Raw genomic sequence first — 22912 nt, forward strand, 5'->3', positions numbered from 1 at the left:
GGGTTTTTATAATGGCTTTCGTTATTTTAGATCCAGAAGCAGCAGCCGTTATGTTCGAAGTGTACAGTATCCTCCAGCTATAGGTGTATAATCTTTGAAAGCTCAAGCACCGGACATTTTTAACTCATTCTCGGGCTTTTTAAATTCTTATTGGAAAAGTGGGATTTATATATTGAATATCTAAAATTAGCATGATATTATCTAATTGCAATAATTCATTACCTATATTTGATATTATTTTAGAAGGAGGAGAGTACACATGTCTAATAAGAAGAAATTGCAGTTTGATTCAAATCCAAGACGAGTAAGAGTGGAGTTTGAAGGGACAACGATTGCGGATAGCAAGAATGTGATCACGGTTCATGAGAGAGGGCATCTTCCGGTTTATTATTTTCCTGAAAGTGATGTTCGCAAGGATCTGTTCGTTGAATCGGAGCATCATTCCCATTGCCCATGGAAAGGTGCAGCATCATACTGGAGTATTCAGGTTGGGGATCGAATTGCAGAAAATGCAGTCTGGAGTTATCAGGATCCTATTCCAGAGAGTGAGCCCATCAAAGGATACATTTCATTCTATTGGAATCAAGTAGATGCCTGGTTCGAGGAAGATGAAGAAATCTTTGTTCACCCGCGTGATCCCTATAAGAGAGTAGATGCACTGCAGAGTTCTCGGCATATCCAGGTAGTGATTGATGGTGTAACGGTAGCAGATAGCAAACGTCCGATCATTGTGTTTGAGACAGGTGTTCCTGTTCGTTATTATTTACCGAAGGAAGATGTGAAGCAAGAGTTCCTGCAGGCAAGCGACTTGGAAACAAGATGCCCTTATAAAGGTAAGGCTTCTTATTGGTCCGCTGAAGTGAATGGTAACGTTCATGAGAATATTGTGTGGAGTTATCTTAATCCGATTCCCGAAATCCCTAAGATTAAGGAATATCTCTCCTTCTATAATGAACGTGTAGAGACTTATATTGACGGCGAGAAAGAAGGAGAGACTTCTTGGTATCGCTCTGCACTAGATTTTTTTAATGCCAATGAGATTAAACCGACGCTTGTTGAAAGTAATTAATTCTAATTCATTCATAGGAATAACTGTATAGTATACTCATATGGCTGACCTGTTCACAGGAGGTCTTTTTTTATGCCTTATAACATAAATCCTCCCCTGATCTGATCGAAATCCTTCCATTACTCAGAGCTAAATAGTACTATGAAAAAGAAAATTTAAATCCGATATGTTTACTTGTTTTTAATGATTGACAAAAAATTATACGTAATATAATATTGCATTAAAGTATTACATTACAGTATTGAATTATCGGATGTTAATAATATAAGAGGCTAACCTGACAAACGGAGGTCTCATTTCCCTTGCAATTATAAGTGGGAGATGTGATCTTTTTTTATACCTAAAAACCAACTAAATAAATGTAATAAGTTGGTTTATATTTTAGAAAAGGAAGAGTGATGGATATGGGGGCTGGCGTAGCCGCAGTAGAGTTCAAGCAAGTGACCAAAAACTATGGTTCAGGCAATGTGTTGGAGAATTTTGATCTAACCATACCTAGTGGTCAAATCGTTACGATTATCGGACCGTCAGGTTGCGGGAAGACAACCCTGCTTAAAATGATCAATCGACTGATTGAGCCGGAATCTGGCTCTGTGTTGGTAGAAGGTCAGGAAGTCAGCACGCTTAATCCGGTGGAGCTGCGGCGGAATATTGGTTATGTCATTCAACAGATCGGACTATTTCCGCATATGACCATTGAACAGAATATCTCTATCGTTCCAAGGCTTAAGGGTGAGAAGAAGAAGGATTTGGTTCATCGCACAGAAGAACTTCTGCAACTGATTGGTCTTGATCCGAAGCAATTTCGCAGCCGTTACCCACATGAGCTAAGTGGTGGACAACAACAGCGCATCGGTGTAGCACGTGCACTTGCTTCTAACCCTTCTATTATTCTCATGGATGAACCTTTCAGCGCATTAGACCCTATTAGCCGAGTACAGCTACAGAAGGAGCTTATTAAGCTGAATGAGAAAGTGCAGAAGACGATTGTGTTTGTAACGCATGATATCGATGAGGCACTTAAAATCGCTGACCAGGTCATTCTGCTGAAGGATGGTTTTATTGTTCAGACTGGAACGCCTGCGAATCTACTTGAGGAACCCGCTTCTGACTTCGTTCGTGAATTTCTCGGGGCAGAGCGGTTTGAACAATATTCAATTTGATCTTGATTATGAATGAAGGGCGTGGTTATGGGTGGATCAATTTTGGAATACCTTGCTAGCAGATTGGCCTATGATTTTGCAAAAGACAGGAGAGCACTTCAATCTGTCACTGATCTCGGTTGTGATTGCTTGCTTGATTGCAGTACCGACTGGAATTATTCTTACTGCCTATAAACGTGTAGCGAACGCGGTCATAACAACGGTATCTGTGATTCAAACCATTCCCAGTCTTGCGTTATTCGGATTTATGATCCCATTTCTGGGTATTGGAACAAAGCCTGCGATTATCGCGTTAACGCTGTATGCGTTACTTCCGATTCTTCAGAACACCTATGTAGGTATTGGAGGGGTGAATCAGGCCTTAATTGAAGCCGGCACGGGGATGGGAATGACCAGATGGCAGATTCTGTGGATGGTTCAACTTCCCATTGCGCGTAGCGTTATTATGGCCGGTGTAAGGCTAGTTGCGGTGCAGACGATCAGTATGGCTACTATTGCTACTTATATTGCTGCTGGAGGACTAGGCGATATTATTACCAGAGGGATCGCGATGATCAATACGGTAACTATTATGGAAGGTGCAATCCCAGTATCGTTACTCGTTATTATTGTTAATTTATTGTTGCTTGGATTGAATAAGTTGCTTACGCCAAAAGGCCTGCGTCAGTAAATCAGAAATTAAGGCAAACCAAGAGAGTGAGCGAATCTTGAATAGGCTCCTTAGAAACTTATGACATCGTGAAAGAGAAACTCAAAGCATAAAGGATGGTGTGTAGAGATGAGTAATAACAAACGACAAATGGCGCTGGGAGCTATGATGTTCTTTCCAGCAGGTGAGCATATCTCCAGTTGGAGACATCCAGAATCGGATGCGGCTGCTCTGCTTGATTTTAATTACTACAAGCATATTGTTCAGACTGCTGAGCGTGGGAAATTTGATATGTTCTTCTATGCAGATGAATTATATGTCTGGGACAGATTTCAGTCAGGGATTAGCGCGGCAAACAGCATTCGTCCAGAGCCATTCACCCTATTATCTGCGCTATCCGCGGTCACAGAGCGAATTGGTCTTGCAGCTACCGTATCCACGACGTATAACGAGCCGTATCATATTGCCCGAAAGTTAGCCACACTGGATTATTTAAGCAATGGACGTTCGGGATGGAATATTGTTACTTCGACGGCTGATGAAGAAGCCCGGAACTTTGGTAAAGATAAGCACTTGGAGCATGAGAACCGTTATGGAAGAGCTGGCGAGTTCGTCGATGTGACCCAGGGGCTGTGGGACAGTTGGGAAGATGATGCCATTGTGCTGGATAAGGCGTCAGGCATTTTTGCAGATAAAGATAAGCTTCATAATCTGAATTATAAGAGTGACGAGTTTCAAGTTCGGGGTCCGTTGAATGTATCCCGACCTCCGCAAGGGTATCCTGTATTGATTCAAGCAGGGGCTTCGGAAGCAGGCAAGGAACTGGCAGCTGCATCGGCAGAAGTTGTATTTGCACCTGGTACAGCCTTCGGACCCTTTGGAACCGTTGAAGAGGGAATTGAGCTTTATGAGGATATCAAATCAAGACTAGCTAAATACGGTAGATCACGTGATGATCTGAAGATTCTGCCGGGCTTTATGCCTGTTATCGGACGGACAGAGGAAGAAGCGGCTGAGCGGTTGGCAATTGTGGAGGATCTCACGCCTGAGAAGCTGGGACTGGATCTGCTCTCTCATTACTTGGGGCATGATGTATCACAGTATCCACTTGATGAGCCATTGCCGTTCACACCAAAGCTGGAGGGCTTCAATCAGAGCAAGAGCAGTCTGGCCAAAATCATTCAATTGCTGGAGCGGGAGACCCTGACTATTCGCCAGCTCTATAAACGTCTAAACTCACGCGGAATAGCCGGAACACCTACGCAAATTGCTGACCAGATGGAAGAATGGTTTGTTCGCGGCGCAGCGGATGGTTTTAATGTGATGTTCCCGCATTTGCCTGGCGGACTGGATGACTTTGTGAACTTGGTTGTCCCTGAATTGCAGCGGCGCGGGATCTTCCGCGAGGATTATGAAGGAACGACCCTTCGTGATCATTTGGGACTGCGTCGCCCTGCTAATCGTTATAGTGTGATCACTGCACGTTAATCTAGTATATAAAAGATTAACAAAAGAGAGTAACAAAAAGCGAGAAGGAACGAAGGGGGAAGTTTGGAACTGTAGGAGCGCAGCGTTCGCCTGAAAGCTTTCCGAAGGAAAGCTCGCATCGGAAGCACAAGCTGTTCCCAGATTTCAACCGCTAAAGGCGGTTTATAAAGAAGAAATCTGGCGACAACAGCGACCGGAAGTCCAAACATTCCACCGCAGTGACGACCAAGCTTTAAGTTGAAATCTTATGTTTATCTTATTTAGAAGACAATATTATACGAATAGATGGGAGATGAATTAGGATGACACATTATGACCCGCAATGGAATCTAAATGATGAATTTGATGGGGATTGGCAGATTCGAGCTGAAGTGAGTCCGAAATGGATTCGTGTAAAAATAGGCGAGACATTCGTGGCCGATAGCAAACGTGTGCTGATCGTTACGGAGACCGGCAAGCTGCCGGTGTACTATTTTCCCAAGGAGGATGTTCGGACCGAGTTCCTTCAAGAATCCTCTCATCGTAGAGAAGATCTACACAAAGGGGAAGCCGTCTATTGGAATATTGGAGTCGAGGATACGCTTGTAGAGAATGCTGTCTGGAGTCATCTGAGTCCGCCCGGGCCCAGTGCGATTATTGCAGGATACATTACGTTTATCTGGAAAAATAAAGAGATTAGATGGTTTGAAGAAGAGGAAGAGGTCATTAACCATGCCCGTGATCCTTATTCGAGACTGGATGCCATTCCTAGCTCCAGACATATAAAAGTAATCGTAGGCGGAAAGGTTGTTGCAGACAGTGATGATCCGGTTATCCTGTTTGAGACAGGATTGACGCCACGCTTTTATTTGCCAAAAGAGGATATTAACTTTGATTATCTAGTGCCAACAGATACAGTGACAACCTGCCCTTATAAAGGAGAGGCTACGTATCATTCGTTCAATAGTGACGGAGTGATTGCTGAGAATGTGTTGTGGAGCTATCAGAAGCCACTGCCCGAGGTTCATGAAATAGCGGGTAGATATAGTTTTTATAATGAAGAAGTTGAGGCGATCTACATTGATGGAGAGAAATGGTCCCTGCAGGAGAAAGACCGTCTGCCTTATAAATCAATCGCTCATAAGCAATGATATGTGCTTCTTCAGTTAATGTAGGGGAGTGCAGGTAATGTCGAGTTATAGATCGGCTATTGTTGGACTTATAGGGGCAACTCTGTGTTGGGGAATAAGCTATATCATGAGTGCGTATCTGATAAATTTTTTCTCTTCTTCATTTCTATCCTTTATACGCATGACTTTGACATGGCTGATTGTCCTATTGTTGCTGTATCGCGTGGGAAAATTAAGATGGCCAACCCGGCGGGAATGGTTGCTTTTGACGGCTAGTTCGTTGTTTGGCACTTTGGTTCAACAGCCACTCTATTTTTCAGGTCTCAAGCTGTCCTCAGCAGCCAACGCTTCCTTAATCTATGCAGTAGCACCATTGGTAGCCATCTTCATGGAGCGTCTATTCTATAAGGTATCGTTGACTGCGGGGAAGCTGGTTGGAGGCCTGCTTGGTGTAGTCGGTGTCGTTATTATTATCAGTTTTGGTGGAGGAAAGTTCAGTCTATCGTTAGGTGATTTGTATTTGGTACTGGCGATGCTGGGGATGACGATCGGTATGATGTTCACGCCACTGCTGGTAAAGACGATGTCACTATCAGCTATTAATATTATTTCTGGTGGCTTAGGCGCTATTCTGATATCGCCTATGGTAGCCATAGAGTCGTATAATGGTGGTTTGATAGCAACAAATGATGTTTATATCTGGTTAATGCTACTTCCGTTAGCCTTGATTACAGCAACCTCGGGGATATGGTGGACAAGGGGCGTAGCGGTCACAGGGCCTGGGACAGCTTCCATGTTCATGAACATCCCACCGTTTATCTCGCTGATCCTAGGGCATTTTTTGTTAGGAGATGAGATATACGTCAGTCAATTGCTTGGTGGAGCCCTGATTCTCATTGGAGTATTCATCTCTAATCGCAATGCTTCCAAAAATGTTACGCAGGTGAATGAGCCAACGACTACAACTTAAACTACGATTGAAGCTACAACATAAAGGAATCGAAATCCCTTCCTAAGTATCTTGCTAAGGAAGGGATTTTTGTTTGGAATGATTATATGGTGGGTGATATCGCTATGTCGCTAGTACGACTCATCATTAATTTATAACTTCAAATAATTCGAGCTTGTGATCACTATGTGCGCAATTCCAAAAATTACGGATGGAATCAGAACGACATAGTTCTTCATCCAAAGCCCGACAAAGAAGAAGTACAAAGGCGGCATGGCTGCAATCCCGATAATGAGTAACCACGGAGCAACCACCCCGTTGTAGTATAGGACCCATGCGATATAGTAGCCGATCAAAAACAGCAGCGCTAATCCGAGATAGATTGCACTATTTCTCTCGCTGCTTTTGTTTATCAGCAAGATCAATAGAGCAACAGTCATAATCCCAAAGACTTGTTCTGTTATGTTCAATATTGGATAGACAGAACTGTTCTTCGTAAGCACATTGTTGGCAGGCGGTGACAGCATCCATACAATATTGGGGAGTAGCTGTAATGCGTATAATAAAAGGCCTGTTAAAGAAAATCCGAGCACATAATTCTTCATCCTTTTCCCACCTTCATATTTTATAAAAGCGCTGGAAGTAGGAGTCGATAGTTGATGAGATTTTAGCATGAAACGCAAAAGAAGACGTTCCAAAATCGCACATTGGAGCGTCTTTTTTGTGATTTAGCACAGTGCTGTTCGATATTCGTGTAACTCGGATTTTCATAGTTTCTTCAGACGTTAACCTTAAACGGGCTTGACGGAGTCACGTATGACCAAACTTGTAGGCAACATGACTTTCTTATTACCGTAAGACGAGCCTTCGGCAATCTTGAACAACAAATCTGCACTCTCATAGCCGAGGACATCGAAATATTGCTTCACTGTGCTCAAGGCGACCTTGGCGAACTTGGCGCTCTCGAAATCGTCAAAGCCCATTAGTGATAATTGGTCGGGGATACGAATGCCAAGCGCGGTCAGCTGTTCGAGCGCTTCGAGGGCTCGTTTGTCGTTCGCGCAGAACAGCGCGGTCACCTCTCCGTTGTGTACAAGGCGTGCAAGCGCAGCATAATCCAATTTCTTCTCCAGGAACAAGAGCGAATCCTGTATTGGCACGGATGAATTCGACATGGCGTTGCAATAACCGTTGTATCTGTCGACCTCCGGACTTAGGTGGTAGTCGTAAGCTGCAAATGCGATCTTTCGATGACCTTGCTTTATCAAGTATTCTACGGCTTCATAGGCTCCGTCATGGTTGTTACACGTAACGACATTGACCGGATATCCGGAAGGGGAACGATCGAGCATGACGAATGGAATCGATTTACTGCGAATCTCCCCGAGATAGCTCTTTGCAGCGTCAGGATCAGAGGAATAGATGAGTAATCCTCTTAGTTCACTTTGAATCAGCTTCAGAACGAGCTCGCGTTCCTGTTCGAAGTCGTTCTCCACGAATTCTACGATCAGCTTGCAGCCATGCTTGCCCAGAAAGGACTGTATGCCCCTCATGATTTGCATATACGAGCTATCGTACAGGTCGACACCGGAGATGACGAGGGCCACCAGATTTGAGGTCTTCTCTGAGACGGCTGCTTGGCTGGCGACAAAGCTTCCCCTTCCCCTCACGCGATAGATCACACCTTCATTCACCAGCTCTGACAGTGCTTTACGCACAGTGATGGAGCTGACATCCAGCAGCTTGGAAAATTCCGATTCGCTAGGAATCCGATCGTCTATTGTAAATTCCTGATTCTCGATCTGGGATAAGACATAGTCTTTTACCATCTGGTACTTTGGCAGAGCCAAGTCTTTCTTGCTCAAGTAGATCCACCTCGTTTCAACATTTCTTCAATTGTAGCGCATTTCGCTTTAAAAAGTATACGTACTTGCAGCGCATTTCGAAAAAAAATTTGTCGGATAGGTGGGTAATTTTCAGGAATTTAGCAGGAATGAAGCGAAAATATATAAAAACTTTGAATTTTATGAGAGTCTGTATTATTATGGAGTCAAATAAAGTATGTGTTTTAATTTGCTTATCATAATAACTTCAAGGAGGAGTACTGTGCAAAATGAAGGGTACTAACCCACGGCGTAATGTGACATAAAAATGAGCCGCTGGGATAACCCAGCAGCTCGATGTTTGGTATTTTATCTAGAAGGTTACAATGGCGCCTTCACTTTCGAACGGGTAGTCGATGACGATGCGCCCAGCTTCTGTATCGCCGATACCGCTGTACAGATTAACCTTGCCGTCAGTACGCATTTCAATGCCAGCGGTGAACGCACAGTCGGCCAGATGTGCCTTCTTGGCAGGGCCATCCGGATAACAAGGACGGGTGCCGATGATTTTCAAATCCGAGAATTGATTGGTTTGCGGATCGAGTACGAATGACATGTTCATATAGGTTGCTTGATCTCCTTGAGCGTAGCAGATATGGCCGATGACGCCGATCTTTCCGCTCTCGAGCAAGTATGCCTGGTTGCAGCCGCCCCACTCATCCTTACGGAACAGTCCATTGATATTCGGTGCGTTCTCAATGACTTCCGGAGACAGTTCGTCCAGGCTGTCAATGACTGTGAATCCCACTAAGGATTCGCTTCCATATTGCTTGCGTATTTCTTCGCCCCGTGGTCTTGAGAAGACGCCGATCTTGCCGTCTCGAAGCTCTACGAGCCGAATGTCCTTCATATAATCCGGACCGGTCGTGAAGTAGAAGAGATCATGAAGATCATGCCCTTTGTAGAAATAACCGTAGAACGTATCGAGCTGTTCTTGCTTAAAACGAACATGTGTCCCGCCTAATACGAGCTGTTTGTTGATCACGCTAATGTAAGGATCTTCAAGCTGATAAATCATCGTATCTGGCACAGCTGTCCACTCATCCGGGCCGCTTTGCTCGAACAGGCGAACCCAAGATCTCGCCCACTCATCGCGTTTTTCCACGCGTCCATAAATGTAGTGCTTGCCGTTCCATTCGAACGGAATGGAAGGGTTGTAGACGTCGAAGTCTTCGACTCCGCGGAAGACAAGCTTGGCGCTCTCATAAATGCGTTTGTTTACTTCGAATTGCTGACGCAGTTCCAATAAGTTCATTTGTGGTAAATCTCCTTTCAGGCTTCAGTAACAACTCTATCCTAATCAAAAGTCTTGCTCTAAATCTTGCTCCATTTTTGAATGCATTATGGTATTTTGACATCGAATTATTGTACAAAACTAGGGAGGGATTGTATATGTTGAAACTTCTTGCGGCGGACGGTATTGATTCTGAGATTCAGGCTCACTATCGACTGATCGCTTCGGTGCGCGATACGATCGGCATGCATACTCACGACTTTTTTGAGTTGTTTCTTATCCTGAAGGGTAGCGTTGTGCATATCATTAACGGCAAACGGCAGCTGTTGCAGGAAAATACACTCGTGTTCATAAGGGATCGGGACGTTCATTACTATGAACAGACGACGGAAAGCGATTGTCAGTTCATCAATTTATCGTTCAATCGGGAGGTCCTGGACGATCTGATTGCTTTTTTGGGAGAAGGGTTCCCAAGCGAAAAGCTGCTTGAGCCGGTCATGCCGCCGTCGACTGTACTGTCCAAAATGGAAAAGGAATATGTGCGGTACCGGCTGGACCAGATTAGTTTGATTCCGCAGGAGAAGAAGCTGGCTGTTAAGGCGGAGGTAAGAGCGATCTTGACAGATCTGTTCTCCCGGTACATCAAGGCTGAAGCCGATCCGATTGAACTAACCGGACAGCCTGAATGGTTTAAGGATCTATGCAGAGAGGCGAGGAAGAAAGAGCACTTCACGCGGGGGGCAGCTGCGCTTGTTGAGCTGTCGGACAAATCGCATGCTTACATATGCAGAATGTTTAGAAAGCATCTCAGGATATCCCCGACCCAGTACATTAACGAATTGAGAATGTCCTATGCCGAGAATTTGCTGCTAAATACGGATATGGAAATCGTGGAAATCAGCTTAGAGATCGGACTCGATAACGTCAGTTACTTCTACGATTTATTCAAGCGGAGACATAGCTTAACGCCTCATCGGTATCGCCAGTTCGGGATCGTTCGAAGATAGTATACTAATTATTTTAGAATTTTGTGTATTGACGGATTAAATAGTATGTGTTATTTTTTTGCCTAGCATAATAACTTTTAGACACCAAGAGCATCAGATTTGTCTGGAACAGTAGCCAGAAGCTATTGCGTATCCGACGAACGAAAAAAAATATACTTTGGAGACGGTGGTGAATGCGCTTACATATAATGCGAATCAAATAACCAGGTTCATGTGTCTACGGGCAAAATATCGGCCGTAACTGATCTCGGGCATGTTAACAGTCAGGAGGTGCTTCTTTGAACGTAAGCAGTAACAGGCTAGTGGCCAGAATCCTCAAGCACCGTTATCTCTATCTTATGGTGCTTCCCGGCTTTCTGACAGTGTTAATCTTTAGTTATTTTCCCATGTATGGAATTTTAATCGCTTTCAAAGATTTTAACGCTTCTAAAGGGATATGGGGAAGCGAGTGGGTGGGATTAAAGTATTTCACTTCTTTCTTTAACGATCCCATGGCGTTTAGAGTTTTGAAGAACACATTGCTTCTAGGTGTGTATACCTTGTTTTGGTCATTTCCGGCGCCAATTATATTGGCTCTACTGTTTAATGAACTGAAAAACAAGCGTTTTAAGAAGGTTGTGCAGACGGTTTCTTATTTCCCGCATTTTATATCGGTCGTCATTGTTGCGGGGATGCTTAAGGAATTTACAGCGAGAGACGGTTTGTTTAATAGTATTGTCACCTTCTTCGGCGGAGATCCGGTGATGTTCCTTCTCGAGCCGAGCTTTTTCCGGACCATATTCATCTCTTCTGGCTTATGGCAGGGCGTCGGGTTCGGTACGATCATCTACCTTGCTGCATTAAGCGGAATAGATCCTACGTTGTATGACGTAGCCGAGGTAGACGGCGCAGGCCGATGGAAGAAGGTTGTACATGTCACATGGCCGTCGCTCAAGTCTACCTCCATAATTTTGCTGATTTTTGCCGTGGGAGGAATCCTCGGGAGCGATTTCCAGAAGATTATTCTGCTCTATTCGCCTGAGACTTACGAAGTAGCAGATGTCATCGGATCCTATGCTTATCGTCAAGGGATATTGGGCGCCCAATACGAGTACACAACGGCAATTGGATTATTTATGTCGGTTATATCATTTATTATTCTTTACTTGACCAATTGGATGAGCCGAAAAGTTTCCGAGACGAGTTTGTTTTAGGTGGTGAGATGTTGAAAAAGGATAGCATAGGCTCCAGAGCTTTCGACGTTGTAAATATTGTTTTCATGATATTTATCCTGATTGTGGTACTGTACCCGATTCTAAACATTATCGCGACATCGCTAAGTGGCGCACGTTACATTTCCTCTGGAAGCGTGACGATTTGGCCTAAGGGATTTAATCTGGAAGCGTACAAGACGGTATTTCAAGATCCATACATTTTTAAAGGGTATCTCAACTCAATTATTTATGCGGTCGGTTCTACGGGCATCATGCTGCTGTTTACTGCTCTGATGGCGTATCCGCTAACGATTCCCGGATTTGCGGGTAAGAAATTTTTTACCCTTTTCCTAATGATTACGATGTTTTTCAGCGGTGGCTTAATCCCGACCTATCTGCTTATGCGTAGTCTGCACCTGTTAGATACAGTATGGGTTATGATTCTCCCCGGCGCGATTAGTGCCTATAATGTGTTCCTGTTTCGAACATTCTTTCTGAATATTCCTTCCGAGCTGAAGGACTCCGCTTATATCGATGGAGCGAATGATGTGGTGGTTCTTTTCCGGATCGTACTGCCGTTGTCGAAGGCGCTGTTTGCGACCTTTGCTCTATTCGGTCTGGTCGGAAGCTGGAATAGTTGGTTTGATGCTTTGATTTATTTGCGGGATCAGGATAAATATCCTTTGCAGATGGTATTAAGAAACTACCTGTTCACCTTGGATACGACTGCGATTCAAGGACGGGTAGGCAGCGGTGCGGTTGCCATTAATGCTCCGGGGGCAGCGCTTGATCCGCAGGCGGTACGAATGAGTGTCATTATTATTACGATGTTTCCGATCATGTGTATCTATCCGATCTTCCAGAAGCATTTCACCAAAGGGATATTCGTAGGCTCTATCAAAGGCTAAGCTGCGGATAGCCGGTGAATAAGGTGAGTGGTAGAGAAATCATGATAGGTATTGAATAGTAGATTTGGAAAAGTAGTTCATTGAGCTAATTGGGGGGACGTTGAATGAACAAGCTGGCAAAAATGCTTGTCCTTGGGTTGGTCATGCTGATGGTTTTTTCTGGATGTTCGAATAATTCTAAAAATTCCGTTTCCAATGAAAATGATTCAGAAGTAATGCGCTTCTCGGTGACACTACCTGCGAGCGGTGTGGATAATCCGAATAGTCTGGTAGGCAAGGAATGGCACAAGCGTATGGAAGCCTATATGGGTAAAAAAGTAGAAATTAAATATAACTATATTCCGGCTTCTGAGTATGACGAGAAGGTCAAGCTCATGATTGCAAGTGCCGATCTGACAGACTTTTTCATAACGCCGTTATTTTATGATGTGAGCCAAATGGCCGGGCAAGGCCAGCTTCTTGAGCTAGCCCAATATAAAGATTTAATGCCGAACTATATGAACTACATTAGCAAGGTAAAGGACGGAATGAAGCGGGTAACGAATTCCGACGGAGAGATGTACGCCTTTAAAGAAACATCCACGCCTAGGTTCCCTGAGGATCGAGGCATGCTTATTCAGAATACAACGTCTTACCGCTATGATGTGTTCAAGGAACATAATATCAAAATTCCGGAAACGCTCGATGAATTTTATCAGGCTGCCAAAAAAGTTAAAGAGCTTTACCCTGACAAATATCCCGTCGCAACAAAATTTAATAGCCTGAGATCGTTGTTCTCTGCGAACCACATCCGGGATGAAATCTTCTGGGACGGAGAGAAGTATGTATACGGGGTTCTGGAAAAAGGATATAAAGATGCGCTCCAATTTGCGAATAAGCTCTATTCGGAGAAGCTGTTAGATCCGGAGTACACGATTGATACAGATGATACGGTGAAAAGAAAAGCACTGAATAGCGACAACTTCATGTGGCTGACTCAGTGGTTTACGACTCCGGCTGAGTACACAAGAACGGCTGACGATGGCAAGATTTTTGCAGTGTCGCTGTATCCCGACAATCCGGATTATGGGAAGGCTTGGCAGGAGGTTGTGAACGCCAATACCCCTGATTTGGGATGGGGGGCTTATGCTATTAACTCTAAAGTCAAAAATCCTGAGGAATTGATTAAATTCATCGATTATCAATATTCAGATGAAATGATCAGGCTCATCACTTGGGGTATCGAGGGTACGACCTATACCATCGGGGAAGACGGCCTTCCGACCTTTGTTGACTCGTTGAAAAATGCCAAGGATCCGTGGTTGGAAGGTGATAAATACGGCATGCGCGCAAGTCGAAACTATAACCCGGGACTACAAATGGTTAGTGACTCAAGAGCGTTCGTAGACTTTGCCGCGACAGACTATACGGTATTTAACGGCAAATACGAAGAGGTGCCGATTGAGAAGTCGGAATTCTTGACGAATCTGCCATTGCATGACAACGACTATATTCCTTCCTGGTTGAGCGAGCCGTCGATTCAACTCACGGGCAACGAAAGCCAGCGGATCTCGGAGATTATGAATCCGGTTAAGACGTTCGTTACCGAAGAGCAGGCCAAATTCGTAGCAGGCAAGAACAGCTTCGATAATTGGCAGGCATTCATTGATAAGGTGCAAAAAATGGGAGCCATTGATGAAGCGCTGAAAATTTATAACGATGCTGCACAAAGAGCAACAGCAAACTAATAGAGATCGTCCTTCGTGGCCGACCGCCACGAGGGCGGTATATCACATAGCGATAGGGTCAAAGATTATGAAACCATAGGATGTGAGAAGAACCTTGAAAGAGAAAAAAGAGATTTTATTCCATGTTGAAAAGCTGCTAAATAAAAGAGATCAATTTATGATTACAAAGCTCTCTTCAATCGATTTTTCCGGTTTTATGACCAAGGAACAGCTGTTCATTCATGAAATGGATGGACAACCTTTCCAAAGCATTACCCCGGGCCAACATTGGGGAGAAAAATGGGGATACGGCTGGTTTCACTCGACAGTTGTTGTTCCAGAAGAGGCCGAAGGCAAACGGCTTGTGGCTATGCTCGACTTTGGATCTGAAGCGACCGTGTATATTAACGGCATCGTGAGCGGTGCAAAGGACCTTAACCATCATTACCTAACTTTAACCCGTTCAGCGAAAACAGGTGAACAATTCGAAATTGTTGCAGAAGCGTACGCTGGTCATGCGGATTCCCAGCCGATATTTGGAAATTCGCAGCTCTGTATTTTTGAAGAGGAAGTGTACCAATTTTTCATCGATTTGGAATGCTTGTACGATCTGCGCAATCATCTTGATCCCAAATCCCTCCGCGTTGCGGAGATTGACCGTGGTCTGACTCAGGTGTTTGCGACGATCGACCTGACCCTGCGCCAGGACTTGTTGGGAGAGAACGTAAAGCAGTGCCGACTAATTATGGAGCCGCTTTTGGCCTGTGTGAACGGTTCAACGGCGCCAACGTTGTACCTTATGGGACAGTCTCACTTGGATATCGCCTGGCTGTGGCCGATTGCGGAGACGGAGCGGAAGATTGCACGGACGATGTCTAATCAGCTTGCACTCATGGACGAATATCCCGAGTATCGCTACACCCAGAGTCAGCCGTATTTGTTCCAGACCGTCAAGACATTGTATCCGGAGCTGTATGATCGCATTAAACAAGCGGTGAAGGAAGGTAAAATCATTCCTGAAGGTTCGATGTGGGTGGAGCCCGATACGAATTTACCGAGCGGTGAGAGCCTGATTCGCCAGGCGTTGCACGGTAAGCGTTTCTTCAAGGAAGAATTCGGTGTGGACAACGAGATGCTATGGCTGCCTGACGTATTCGGCTATGCCGGGAACCTGCCGCAAATTATGCAGGGTTGCGGGATCAAGTATTTCGCGTCTACAAAATTGTTCGGTACTTACGACAATATAGCAGATCCGTTCCCGCACAATACGTTCATGTGGGAGGGGATCGACGGTTCGCAAGTTTTGACCCATTTGATGAACTACGGTGATTACTACCCGATTCGCATCAATCCTTCGTTCTTAATCGATCAGTGGAACGATCGCGTTCAGCTTGAAGGCATTTCTACGCGGCTTACTCAGTTTGGGCACGGAGACGGGGGCGGAGGCTCTAATCGGGATGATATAGAGTTCATGCGCAGGCTCGGTGATTTAGAGGGCGTTCCCAAGACGAAGCATGGATCGCCGATCGAATTTTTTGAGGATCAGATTGAAAAGGGTATACCTGATGTGAAATATGTAGGAGAGCTCTATTATCCAGCTCACCGCGGGACTTACACGACGCAGGCAATCATTAAAAAGTTGAACCGGAAGGCGGAAATTGCTTTCCGCGAGGCGGAGCTTTGGGAAACTGCGGCGGCATTGCTAAATAACCGGACCTACCCTCACGAGGAACTGGACCGTCTATGGAAGATTCTGCTGCTGCATCAATTCCATGATATTTTGCCGGGCTCATCGATCCACCGCGTTCATGAAGAGGCGCAGATTGAGCTGAAGGAATTAAATAAGAACGTGTACGACATGGCTTCAGACGCAAGAGATGCGCTCACGAACGACGATGTCTCCCGCGTTACCGTCTTTAACTCGCTCTCCTGGGCAAGAAAGGAACTGGTCGCGTTACCAGCTGGCGTTCAGGGGATAGCGAACGAGAACGGAGACGTTCTGCCGGTGCAATTGCACGAAGGTATTCATTATACCGAGGTTGAGGCTCCTTCTATGGGCTGGTCAACGTATAAGGTAGAACCGGAAGTGGCGGATGTTCCTGCTGCGTCGACAATCATTGCCACAGAATCGCATTTGGAGAACGAGTGGATTTCAATCGAAATTAACGAACAGGGCGAGTTTACACGTATTTTTGACAAAGAGACCGGCATGGAATGGGCGGCGGACCGCTGCAACGTCATGCGGATGTATCGGGATCAGAATTCGGATTTTGATGCTTGGGAGATCGATCGGCGCTATCGCTTGGCACCTATCGAGTTGAACGCAGCTGCCAAGGTATCTGTTACCGCAAACGGCCCACTCTTCGCGAATATTCGGGTTGAGCGTGAATTGAACCATTCGACTATGATCCAGGATATCCGGCTACGTGCCGGCAGCCGAAGAGTTGAATTCCATACGACGGTTCACTGGCGCGAGAAGAATAAGCTGCTAAAAGTGGATTTCCCTGTCCGTGTTCATACGAACGAGTCGTTGCAGGAAATTCAGTTCGGTTACGTCAAGAGACCGAATCATGCTTCGCGTCCACATGATGCGGATCGTTACGAAGTGGTTCAGCACAAGTGGTCTGCGCTTGCAGAGGCGAATCGCGGCTTCGCGTTGCTGAACGATTGCAAATACGGCATATCGGTCAATGATAACACGATGAGCCTAACGCTGCTGCGGGCTCCGACATGGCCGGATGAGACATCCGATCAAGGAGAGCACCATTTCACCTATGGTTTTACGTTCTGGAACGGCGCGTTCATGGACAGTCCTGTTGTGCAGGAAGCCTATGAGCTTAACTATCCTGTAAGTCTCGCATCAGGAGGAAGCCAGGAGGGACAATCGCTGCTCAGTATCGATCAAGCCAATGTGATCGCGGAGACAGTCAAAATTGCCGAAGACGGATCGGGCGACTTAATCGTACGTCTGTATGAGAGTAAGGGAGCCTCTGTAGCTAGTAAGCTTCATATCGGGTTGACTGTTGCGGTGGTTCGTGAGGCAGATATGTTAGAGGAGAAGATTGGGGAATTATCTTACGAGGGCGAAGATGTATTGCTTCAGTTCCGTCCGTTCGAAGTGAAAACAATTCGTCTCCAACTGAATGGGAGGAATAAAGGATGAAGCTAGAAGGAGGACAACGCCTGGTCATGATCGGCGATTCGATCACGGACTGTGAACGTAGATATCCTTACGGAGAGGGGTTGTTCCAAGGTGTCGGTAAAGGATATGCCGCACTTGTGGAAGGAATGCTGCAGGTGGCATATCCGGAGCTCAACATTCGTGTGACCAATATGGGTATCGGCGGCAATACGGTTCGGGATTTGAAATCCAGATGGCAGAGTGACGTACTGGATCTGAAACCGGATTGGCTAACGGTCATGATTGGCATCAACGATGTATGGCGGCAGTTTGATCAACCCGCGATACCAGAATCACATGTGAATCTTGAAGAATATGAGCAGACCCTGGAAGAGCTGGTGCGTTCGGCCCTCCCTGGTCTGCAAGGACTCGTGATCATGACGCCGTTCTATCTGGAGCCGAATGCCGAAGATCGCATGCGGAGCCGGATGGATGAGTTCGGACTTGCAGCCAGAAGGGTTGCGGAGCGTACAGGTGCGTTGTTTATTGATACGCAGGCGGCTTTTGCCAGCCAATTTGACTACGTCCATCCTACTGCGCTGGCGTCCGACCGGGTGCATCCTAACTTGACCGGTCATCTATTGATCGCACGCGCGCTGCTGGAAGAGATCGGCTTTGATTGGTCGCGCATGCGTGTCGGCTCCTGATGTCAGTTGTCTTATTTGGTAGTATTGCTACTTCATCTTGGAAGGAACGGAAGAATTGTTACTTCCTACATTAGCGTAGTGCAGGTTGTCCGCAGTATGTATGCCGGGATCGGCGTGAGGTTCTTCGAACTTCGCGCCGAAGCGGACCTGTCTTGAGCGAGAAAGTATGATTCATGTGAACATCCGTGCAGTTTGTACGGATGTTACACATAAAGAATAATGTATACGCTTACATAAAAGTATCTACTTGTCTATCTTGATCCTTAACATCTTTGTATCACTCTTTATGCTTTTGAAAGGAGGTGGTTAGAAGGGGACTCTTTAACGACGAAGCCGTCGGCCCCTGCTATTGCATCTTGTTGCGAAATTGAAGAGTAGTCTCAGGCAAGAACTATCGTTTGGACAAGTGGTGACCGGTAGAGCAACGATTTCATGCTATGTAATACGACAAAAGCCGGGAGGTAAACGAATGGGAATGAAGCAGTGGAAAAGAGCAGGGATATGGACTAGCATCATGCTAATGGTTATGACGGCGCCTGGTGCCACGTTCGCAGCGCAGGCGGGGGAGAGCAATGCCAAGCAGAATGTGAACAGCGCAATGAAAATGACCCAACAGCCATTCAAGATCAAGGTCGTGGATGCCGAAACGGGCCGGGGTATTCCCCTGGTTGAGCTGAAGACGACGAATAACATCTTGTATTACACGGACAGCGCAGGTGTCGTGGCCTTCAACGAGCCCGGCCTGATGAATCAGTCGGTCTTCTTCCATCTATCGAGCGACGGCTACGATATTCCCGCAGATATGTTCGGCAACCGTGGACAGGCCGTACAGATTTCACCCGGGGGCAACATTACGATCGAGATGAACCGGGTTAATATCGCCGAACGGCTGTATCGGATTACAGGCCAAGGTATCTATCGCGACAGCGTGATGCTTGGTCTGAATGCGCCGATTCAGGAACCGCTGATCAACGGTCTGGTCATGGGGCAGGATTCTGTGCAGATGATCAAGTATAACAATCGGCTGTACTGGTTCTGGGGCGACACCGACAGGCCGGCTTATCCGCTGGGAAATTTCCGCGTGACAGGAGCGACTTCTAAATTGCCGCAACACGGTGGGTTGGATCCGGACGTAGGTGTCAATCTGAACTACTTTACGAATAACGACGGTTTCGTCAAAAGCTTGGTACCGCAGCTACCTGACGGTGCCGGAATCGCCTGGGTGTTCGGTTTAATGACCGCCAAGGATAACACCGGACATGAGCGCTTGCTCGCCGGCTACAGCACGCATAATCCCGCACTCAGTGCCTTTGGCATTCTTGTCTTTAACGACAATACTAAGGAGTTCGAGCAAGTCGTCCAGTTCCCTTCCAAAGACGATTGGCGCCATCCAGGTGGTCAGGCGACCTATTACGAGGAGAACGGGTTGGGTTACTGGCTCTTTACGGAACATCGGATGCCGAATTTACGCGTTGCTGCCAGCTATGATGCTATCATCGACTATACTAAGTACGAATCGTTTACTTGCCTGACTCCGGGAACGACATACAACGGGGCTCAAACGTCGTTGGAACGAGACGCGAACGGAAAGCTCGTATGGGGCTGGAAAAAGAACACTCCACCGCTTAGCCAGAGTCAAGAGAAGGAACTGATCGATTTAGGTCTGATCCAAGGTGGTGATCCCCGCTATTATCAATTGAAAGATGCTGATACCGGCGAAGATGTTGAAATTGCCTCAAGCTCCATCGAATGGAACGATTATCGGCAGCGGTACGTGATGATTGGGCAGCAGGTGAAAGGCAAAACTTCGTTGCTGGGTGAAATCTGGTACGCAGAAGCTCCTGCGCCTCAAGGCCCTTGGAGCACTGCCAAAAAGATCGTAACGCACACCGATTATACGTTTTATAACGTGGCACAGCACAAAAACTTCAGCAAGTATGGCGGTCGGGTTATCTACTTCGAAGGAACTTATACGAATACGTTCACGAATCATGTTCCAACACCACGCTATAACTACAATCAAGTTATGTATAAACTCGACTTGGCAAATCTGCAGTTAGGGCTTGAGCCGGTTCAAGGAACGATTGGTAAATAGAGTATCAGACCATTTTTAATACCGAAAAAGACCTTTCCGAAAAGCGCTGTAGGGCTTTACCGGAAAGGTCCTCTTTGACTTGAGTGTGTTCCTGCTCGATAGCGTCCTAACCCCTCGCTTCTCCATGACTAGCTGGGAAGGGCTAGAAGGAGTCCCCGTGGATTTCGCGATATTGCTTCGGGGTAAGATTCGTAAACTTCTTGAATGCGGAGAAGAAGTGTCCTTTGGATAAGAAGCCGCATTGATCCGCAATCTCTAGCACCGAGAGCTGGCTGGATACCAGCTTCTCCTTCACTCTTTCGATTCGTTCCTGAAGGATGTACTCGGACAATGACATGCTCATAATCTCCTTGAATAACTGCCTTATGTAGCTCACAGAGAAGGAGAAATTGTCGGCTACCTGCTCGATCGATAATTGCGCATCCTGCAAGTGGTTGTCCACGTATTCTTTGATCTCCAGAACCATCTCTTCCTTGCGGTTTGAAGATTTCGGAGCTTCGGTCTCGGATGCGAGCATCGTGACGATACTCTCCAGCCACGCTTGAAACTCGGACAGTGTGCTGTACCGCTCCAGCAGTTGATGGATGCTGCTGATTTCATGCAGAACGCTGGATTTGTTAAAGCCTTTGAGCAGATCGTAGGTAAAATAGGTCAGGTTAAGCTTCCAGTCACGATAAGGCAGCTCATGGATGCGGTTCATCTGTTGGCGTAGCAGAACGACAGCGCTCTCCGGGCGGCCGCGGCGGATCGACTTGATGATCTCGGTCGTCTCCAGTGCATCGGACGCTGAAGGATACCCGGCCATAAACTCTTCATAATCGCTCTCCAGAAAAATTTGCTTTTCTCCGTTAAGAAATCGCAGCATCGTCAATTCGTAGATATGATCATATACGTTTCGGATATTTGCGCCGAAATCATAGGCATTGCTAACTGCGATGGTTGTGTCGACGCTCAGAATGCGTGCTACCTGATTGTGCGTCTCTTCCAGAAGGTGTTGTAGTTCGAGCCCCTCCAGTTCATGGGCGCCGATGATCAGGATGAGATGGTCGCCACCCATATCCAAGCCTTCGGCTGCATAAGCGCCGGTGCCAATCACTTCTTCGCTAATATTGCGTATAGCGTACTTAATCAATTTCCGGGAAGGGAAATCGTAACGTTCGCAAAAGCCCGTATATGCTTCGATCCGCAGGACGGCCAAAAACAGAACTTTACAGGAAGCCAGCTTGGTTCGAGTCTGAATATATTCGTAGCTCTTGGTGCCCGGCGTCCCGTGCAGTACCCATTGGGCGAGAAACTCTGTTCGAACAAGCTCGGATTGATTTCGCATGGATACATGAAGCTGTTCCACATTGTTTAGCAGCATATCAATGCCATCGTTGATCCACTGGATATCTGGCTTGGCATCAGCCGTGGAGCCCGCCATTGCAATCTTCATCTTCATCTTATCCAACATAAAGGTGATGGGACGCAAGGAGTGGCGCGAGCTCCAGAAGAACAAAGCTGATAGAATTCCCAATAGTAGAGATGTATACGCTATCAATTTTTGCTGGAATGAGGTTATATGGCGAGTTAAAGTATGATACTCGTTCGAGTAGTATACCGACCAATTTTCGGTTGTCAGCGTGGCTGTATTGACGAACCATCTTTGATGTGGGAGTCGAAGCTGAAAATCGTTGCCTTGCTGCTCTCGCCCCGCTTGATAAAGCTGTTCGTTCAAAGTAGGATTTGACGCCCCTAATAAGAGTTGCCCATGCTCGTCCAGAATCCGAATGTCTTGTTCCGCGGAGACGGTTTGACCGAACAGAAGCTTCGACAGGAGCGGCTTATCAATCAGAAGTACTAGATAGAAGTCAGACGGCTTCTCGGGAGTTGCAGGCAAAATAAGGGCGAGGCGGTCTGAACCATCCAGCGAATGATTAATGAAGCGCAAATATTGGCGTTGGAATGATTTTACCCGCTCCAGCATGCTTTGGTCGGCAAAGGATTCATCACGGACGATTCCAGCTTTGGAGTCGACGACAAGATTGTTCTTCAAATTAATCAGATAGGATCGCTCGATGAGTGATTCGGTAGACATGAAGTTAGACTGAGCGACGAGTGCAGCATGGTCGATGAGCGGATCTTTGTTTGTATTGAAGAACCAGTTTTGAATATTCTGATCGGCGTACATGCTGAGCCCGTAAGCTTTCAAATTGCCAAGGATCATTTCGGTCTTCGATGCCAGGTTATTGACTTCGTTCTGCGAATTGCTGCGTACCTCTAGCATGGTGTATTTCGCGAATTCTGCAGACAGCAAATAGACGAAAGGTATAATTGAACAGATCAGAACAGTGGTGAGTAATAGAAAGGTGCGAAAATATGTTTTCTGTAATATCGGTTTGAACTTCATAATTCCAGAACCCCTTGCTTATTGATTGTCTGTTTAAGGGTATACCCTAACTGCATTACATAGAGAAACTAACCGGGACCTCCTTACTCAATCATATCCTGACCTTCCTGTGAAGTCCTGATTTTGACAAACTACAATTTAAGACAATACTGGAAGTTGAATTACCGCGCAATCCTTAAGTTTAGTACTCCCAGTGACACAATGAAGACTATTCCGGAATTATCTATCCACACATAATAGAC

Annotated in this window: 17 protein-coding genes; 13 read left to right on the top strand and 4 right to left on the bottom strand. The window is 46.0% G+C overall.

Annotated features, from left to right (window positions below; all coding sequences use genetic code 11):
• Positions 1 to 259: 259 nt before the first annotated feature.
• From AC3Y23_RS22905 to AC3Y23_RS22930, 6 genes are all read left to right on the top strand, one after another.
• The gene (locus AC3Y23_RS22905) at positions 260 to 1069 is read left to right on the top strand and encodes a DUF427 domain-containing protein (RefSeq protein WP_379203400.1); all 810 of its coding nucleotides are present in this window, start codon (positions 260 to 262) and stop codon (positions 1067 to 1069) included.
• A 398-nt stretch (positions 1070 to 1467) separates the two neighbouring features.
• Positions 1468 to 2232, top strand: a complete 765-nt coding sequence (locus tag AC3Y23_RS22910; RefSeq protein WP_379203402.1) for an ABC transporter ATP-binding protein — start codon at positions 1468 to 1470, stop codon at positions 2230 to 2232.
• 70 nt (positions 2233 to 2302) lie between these two features.
• A complete protein-coding gene (locus AC3Y23_RS22915) occupies positions 2303 to 2902 on the top strand; it encodes an ABC transporter permease (protein WP_379203404.1) in 600 nt (199 codons plus the stop codon).
• Between the two features lie 108 nt (positions 2903 to 3010).
• Positions 3011 to 4369: an LLM class flavin-dependent oxidoreductase gene (locus AC3Y23_RS22920; RefSeq protein ID WP_379203406.1), complete on the top strand. Its 1359-nt coding sequence runs from the start codon at positions 3011 to 3013 to the stop codon at positions 4367 to 4369.
• A gap of 302 nt (positions 4370 to 4671) precedes the next feature.
• Positions 4672 to 5499 (top strand): DUF427 domain-containing protein, encoded by an 828-nt coding sequence (locus AC3Y23_RS22925; protein WP_379203408.1) that lies wholly within the window; start codon positions 4672 to 4674, stop codon positions 5497 to 5499.
• Between the two features lie 37 nt (positions 5500 to 5536).
• Entirely contained in the window at positions 5537 to 6448 is a 912-nt protein-coding gene (locus tag AC3Y23_RS22930) for a DMT family transporter (protein ID WP_379203410.1), read from the top strand.
• Positions 6449 to 6579: 131 nt separating this feature from the next.
• On the opposite strand, the gene AC3Y23_RS22935 is transcribed toward AC3Y23_RS22930, so the two are convergent.
• The 3 genes from AC3Y23_RS22935 to AC3Y23_RS22945 all read right to left on the bottom strand — a co-directional run bounded on the left by AC3Y23_RS22935 (position 6580) and on the right by AC3Y23_RS22945 (position 9565).
• Entirely contained in the window at positions 6580 to 7032 is a 453-nt protein-coding gene (locus AC3Y23_RS22935) for a hypothetical protein (RefSeq protein ID WP_379203412.1), read from the bottom strand.
• Positions 7033 to 7218: 186 nt separating this feature from the next.
• The gene (locus tag AC3Y23_RS22940; RefSeq protein WP_379203414.1) at positions 7219 to 8292 is read right to left on the bottom strand and encodes a substrate-binding domain-containing protein; all 1074 of its coding nucleotides are present in this window, start codon (positions 8290 to 8292) and stop codon (positions 7219 to 7221) included.
• A 331-nt stretch (positions 8293 to 8623) separates the two neighbouring features.
• The gene (locus AC3Y23_RS22945; protein ID WP_379203416.1) at positions 8624 to 9565 is read right to left on the bottom strand and encodes an MTP-1 family protein; all 942 of its coding nucleotides are present in this window, start codon (positions 9563 to 9565) and stop codon (positions 8624 to 8626) included.
• 137 nt (positions 9566 to 9702) lie between these two features.
• On the opposite strand from AC3Y23_RS22945, the gene AC3Y23_RS22950 reads away from it, so the two are divergent.
• From AC3Y23_RS22950 to AC3Y23_RS22980, 7 genes are all read left to right on the top strand, one after another.
• Positions 9703 to 10551: a helix-turn-helix domain-containing protein gene (locus AC3Y23_RS22950; protein ID WP_379203418.1), complete on the top strand. Its 849-nt coding sequence runs from the start codon at positions 9703 to 9705 to the stop codon at positions 10549 to 10551.
• 338 nt (positions 10552 to 10889) lie between these two features.
• A complete protein-coding gene (locus AC3Y23_RS22955) occupies positions 10890 to 11744 on the top strand; it encodes an ABC transporter permease (protein WP_379203545.1) in 855 nt (284 codons plus the stop codon).
• Positions 11745 to 11755: 11 nt separating this feature from the next.
• Complete coding sequence (locus AC3Y23_RS22960) at positions 11756 to 12652, top strand: carbohydrate ABC transporter permease (RefSeq protein ID WP_379203547.1); 897 nt, start codon at positions 11756 to 11758, stop codon at positions 12650 to 12652.
• Positions 12653 to 12756: 104 nt separating this feature from the next.
• Positions 12757 to 14379 (top strand): extracellular solute-binding protein, encoded by a 1623-nt coding sequence (locus tag AC3Y23_RS22965; protein ID WP_379203420.1) that lies wholly within the window; start codon positions 12757 to 12759, stop codon positions 14377 to 14379.
• 157 nt (positions 14380 to 14536) lie between these two features.
• The gene (locus AC3Y23_RS22970) at positions 14537 to 17521 is read left to right on the top strand and encodes an alpha-mannosidase (protein ID WP_379203422.1); all 2985 of its coding nucleotides are present in this window, start codon (positions 14537 to 14539) and stop codon (positions 17519 to 17521) included.
• Positions 17518 to 18186, top strand: a complete 669-nt coding sequence (locus AC3Y23_RS22975) for an SGNH/GDSL hydrolase family protein (protein ID WP_379203424.1) — start codon at positions 17518 to 17520, stop codon at positions 18184 to 18186. Before AC3Y23_RS22970 ends, AC3Y23_RS22975 begins: the two co-directional genes overlap by 4 nt.
• A gap of 469 nt (positions 18187 to 18655) precedes the next feature.
• On the top strand, positions 18656 to 20281 hold the full coding sequence (locus tag AC3Y23_RS22980) for a hypothetical protein (RefSeq protein WP_379203426.1): 1626 nt from the start codon (positions 18656 to 18658) through the stop codon (positions 20279 to 20281).
• A 142-nt stretch (positions 20282 to 20423) separates the two neighbouring features.
• Here AC3Y23_RS22980 and AC3Y23_RS22985 read toward each other — a convergent pair whose 3' ends face one another.
• Complete coding sequence (locus AC3Y23_RS22985) at positions 20424 to 22670, bottom strand: AraC family transcriptional regulator (RefSeq protein ID WP_379203428.1); 2247 nt, start codon at positions 22668 to 22670, stop codon at positions 20424 to 20426.
• Positions 22671 to 22912: the final 242 nt, after the last annotated feature.

The organism is Paenibacillus sp. MAHUQ-45, assembly GCF_058133325.1.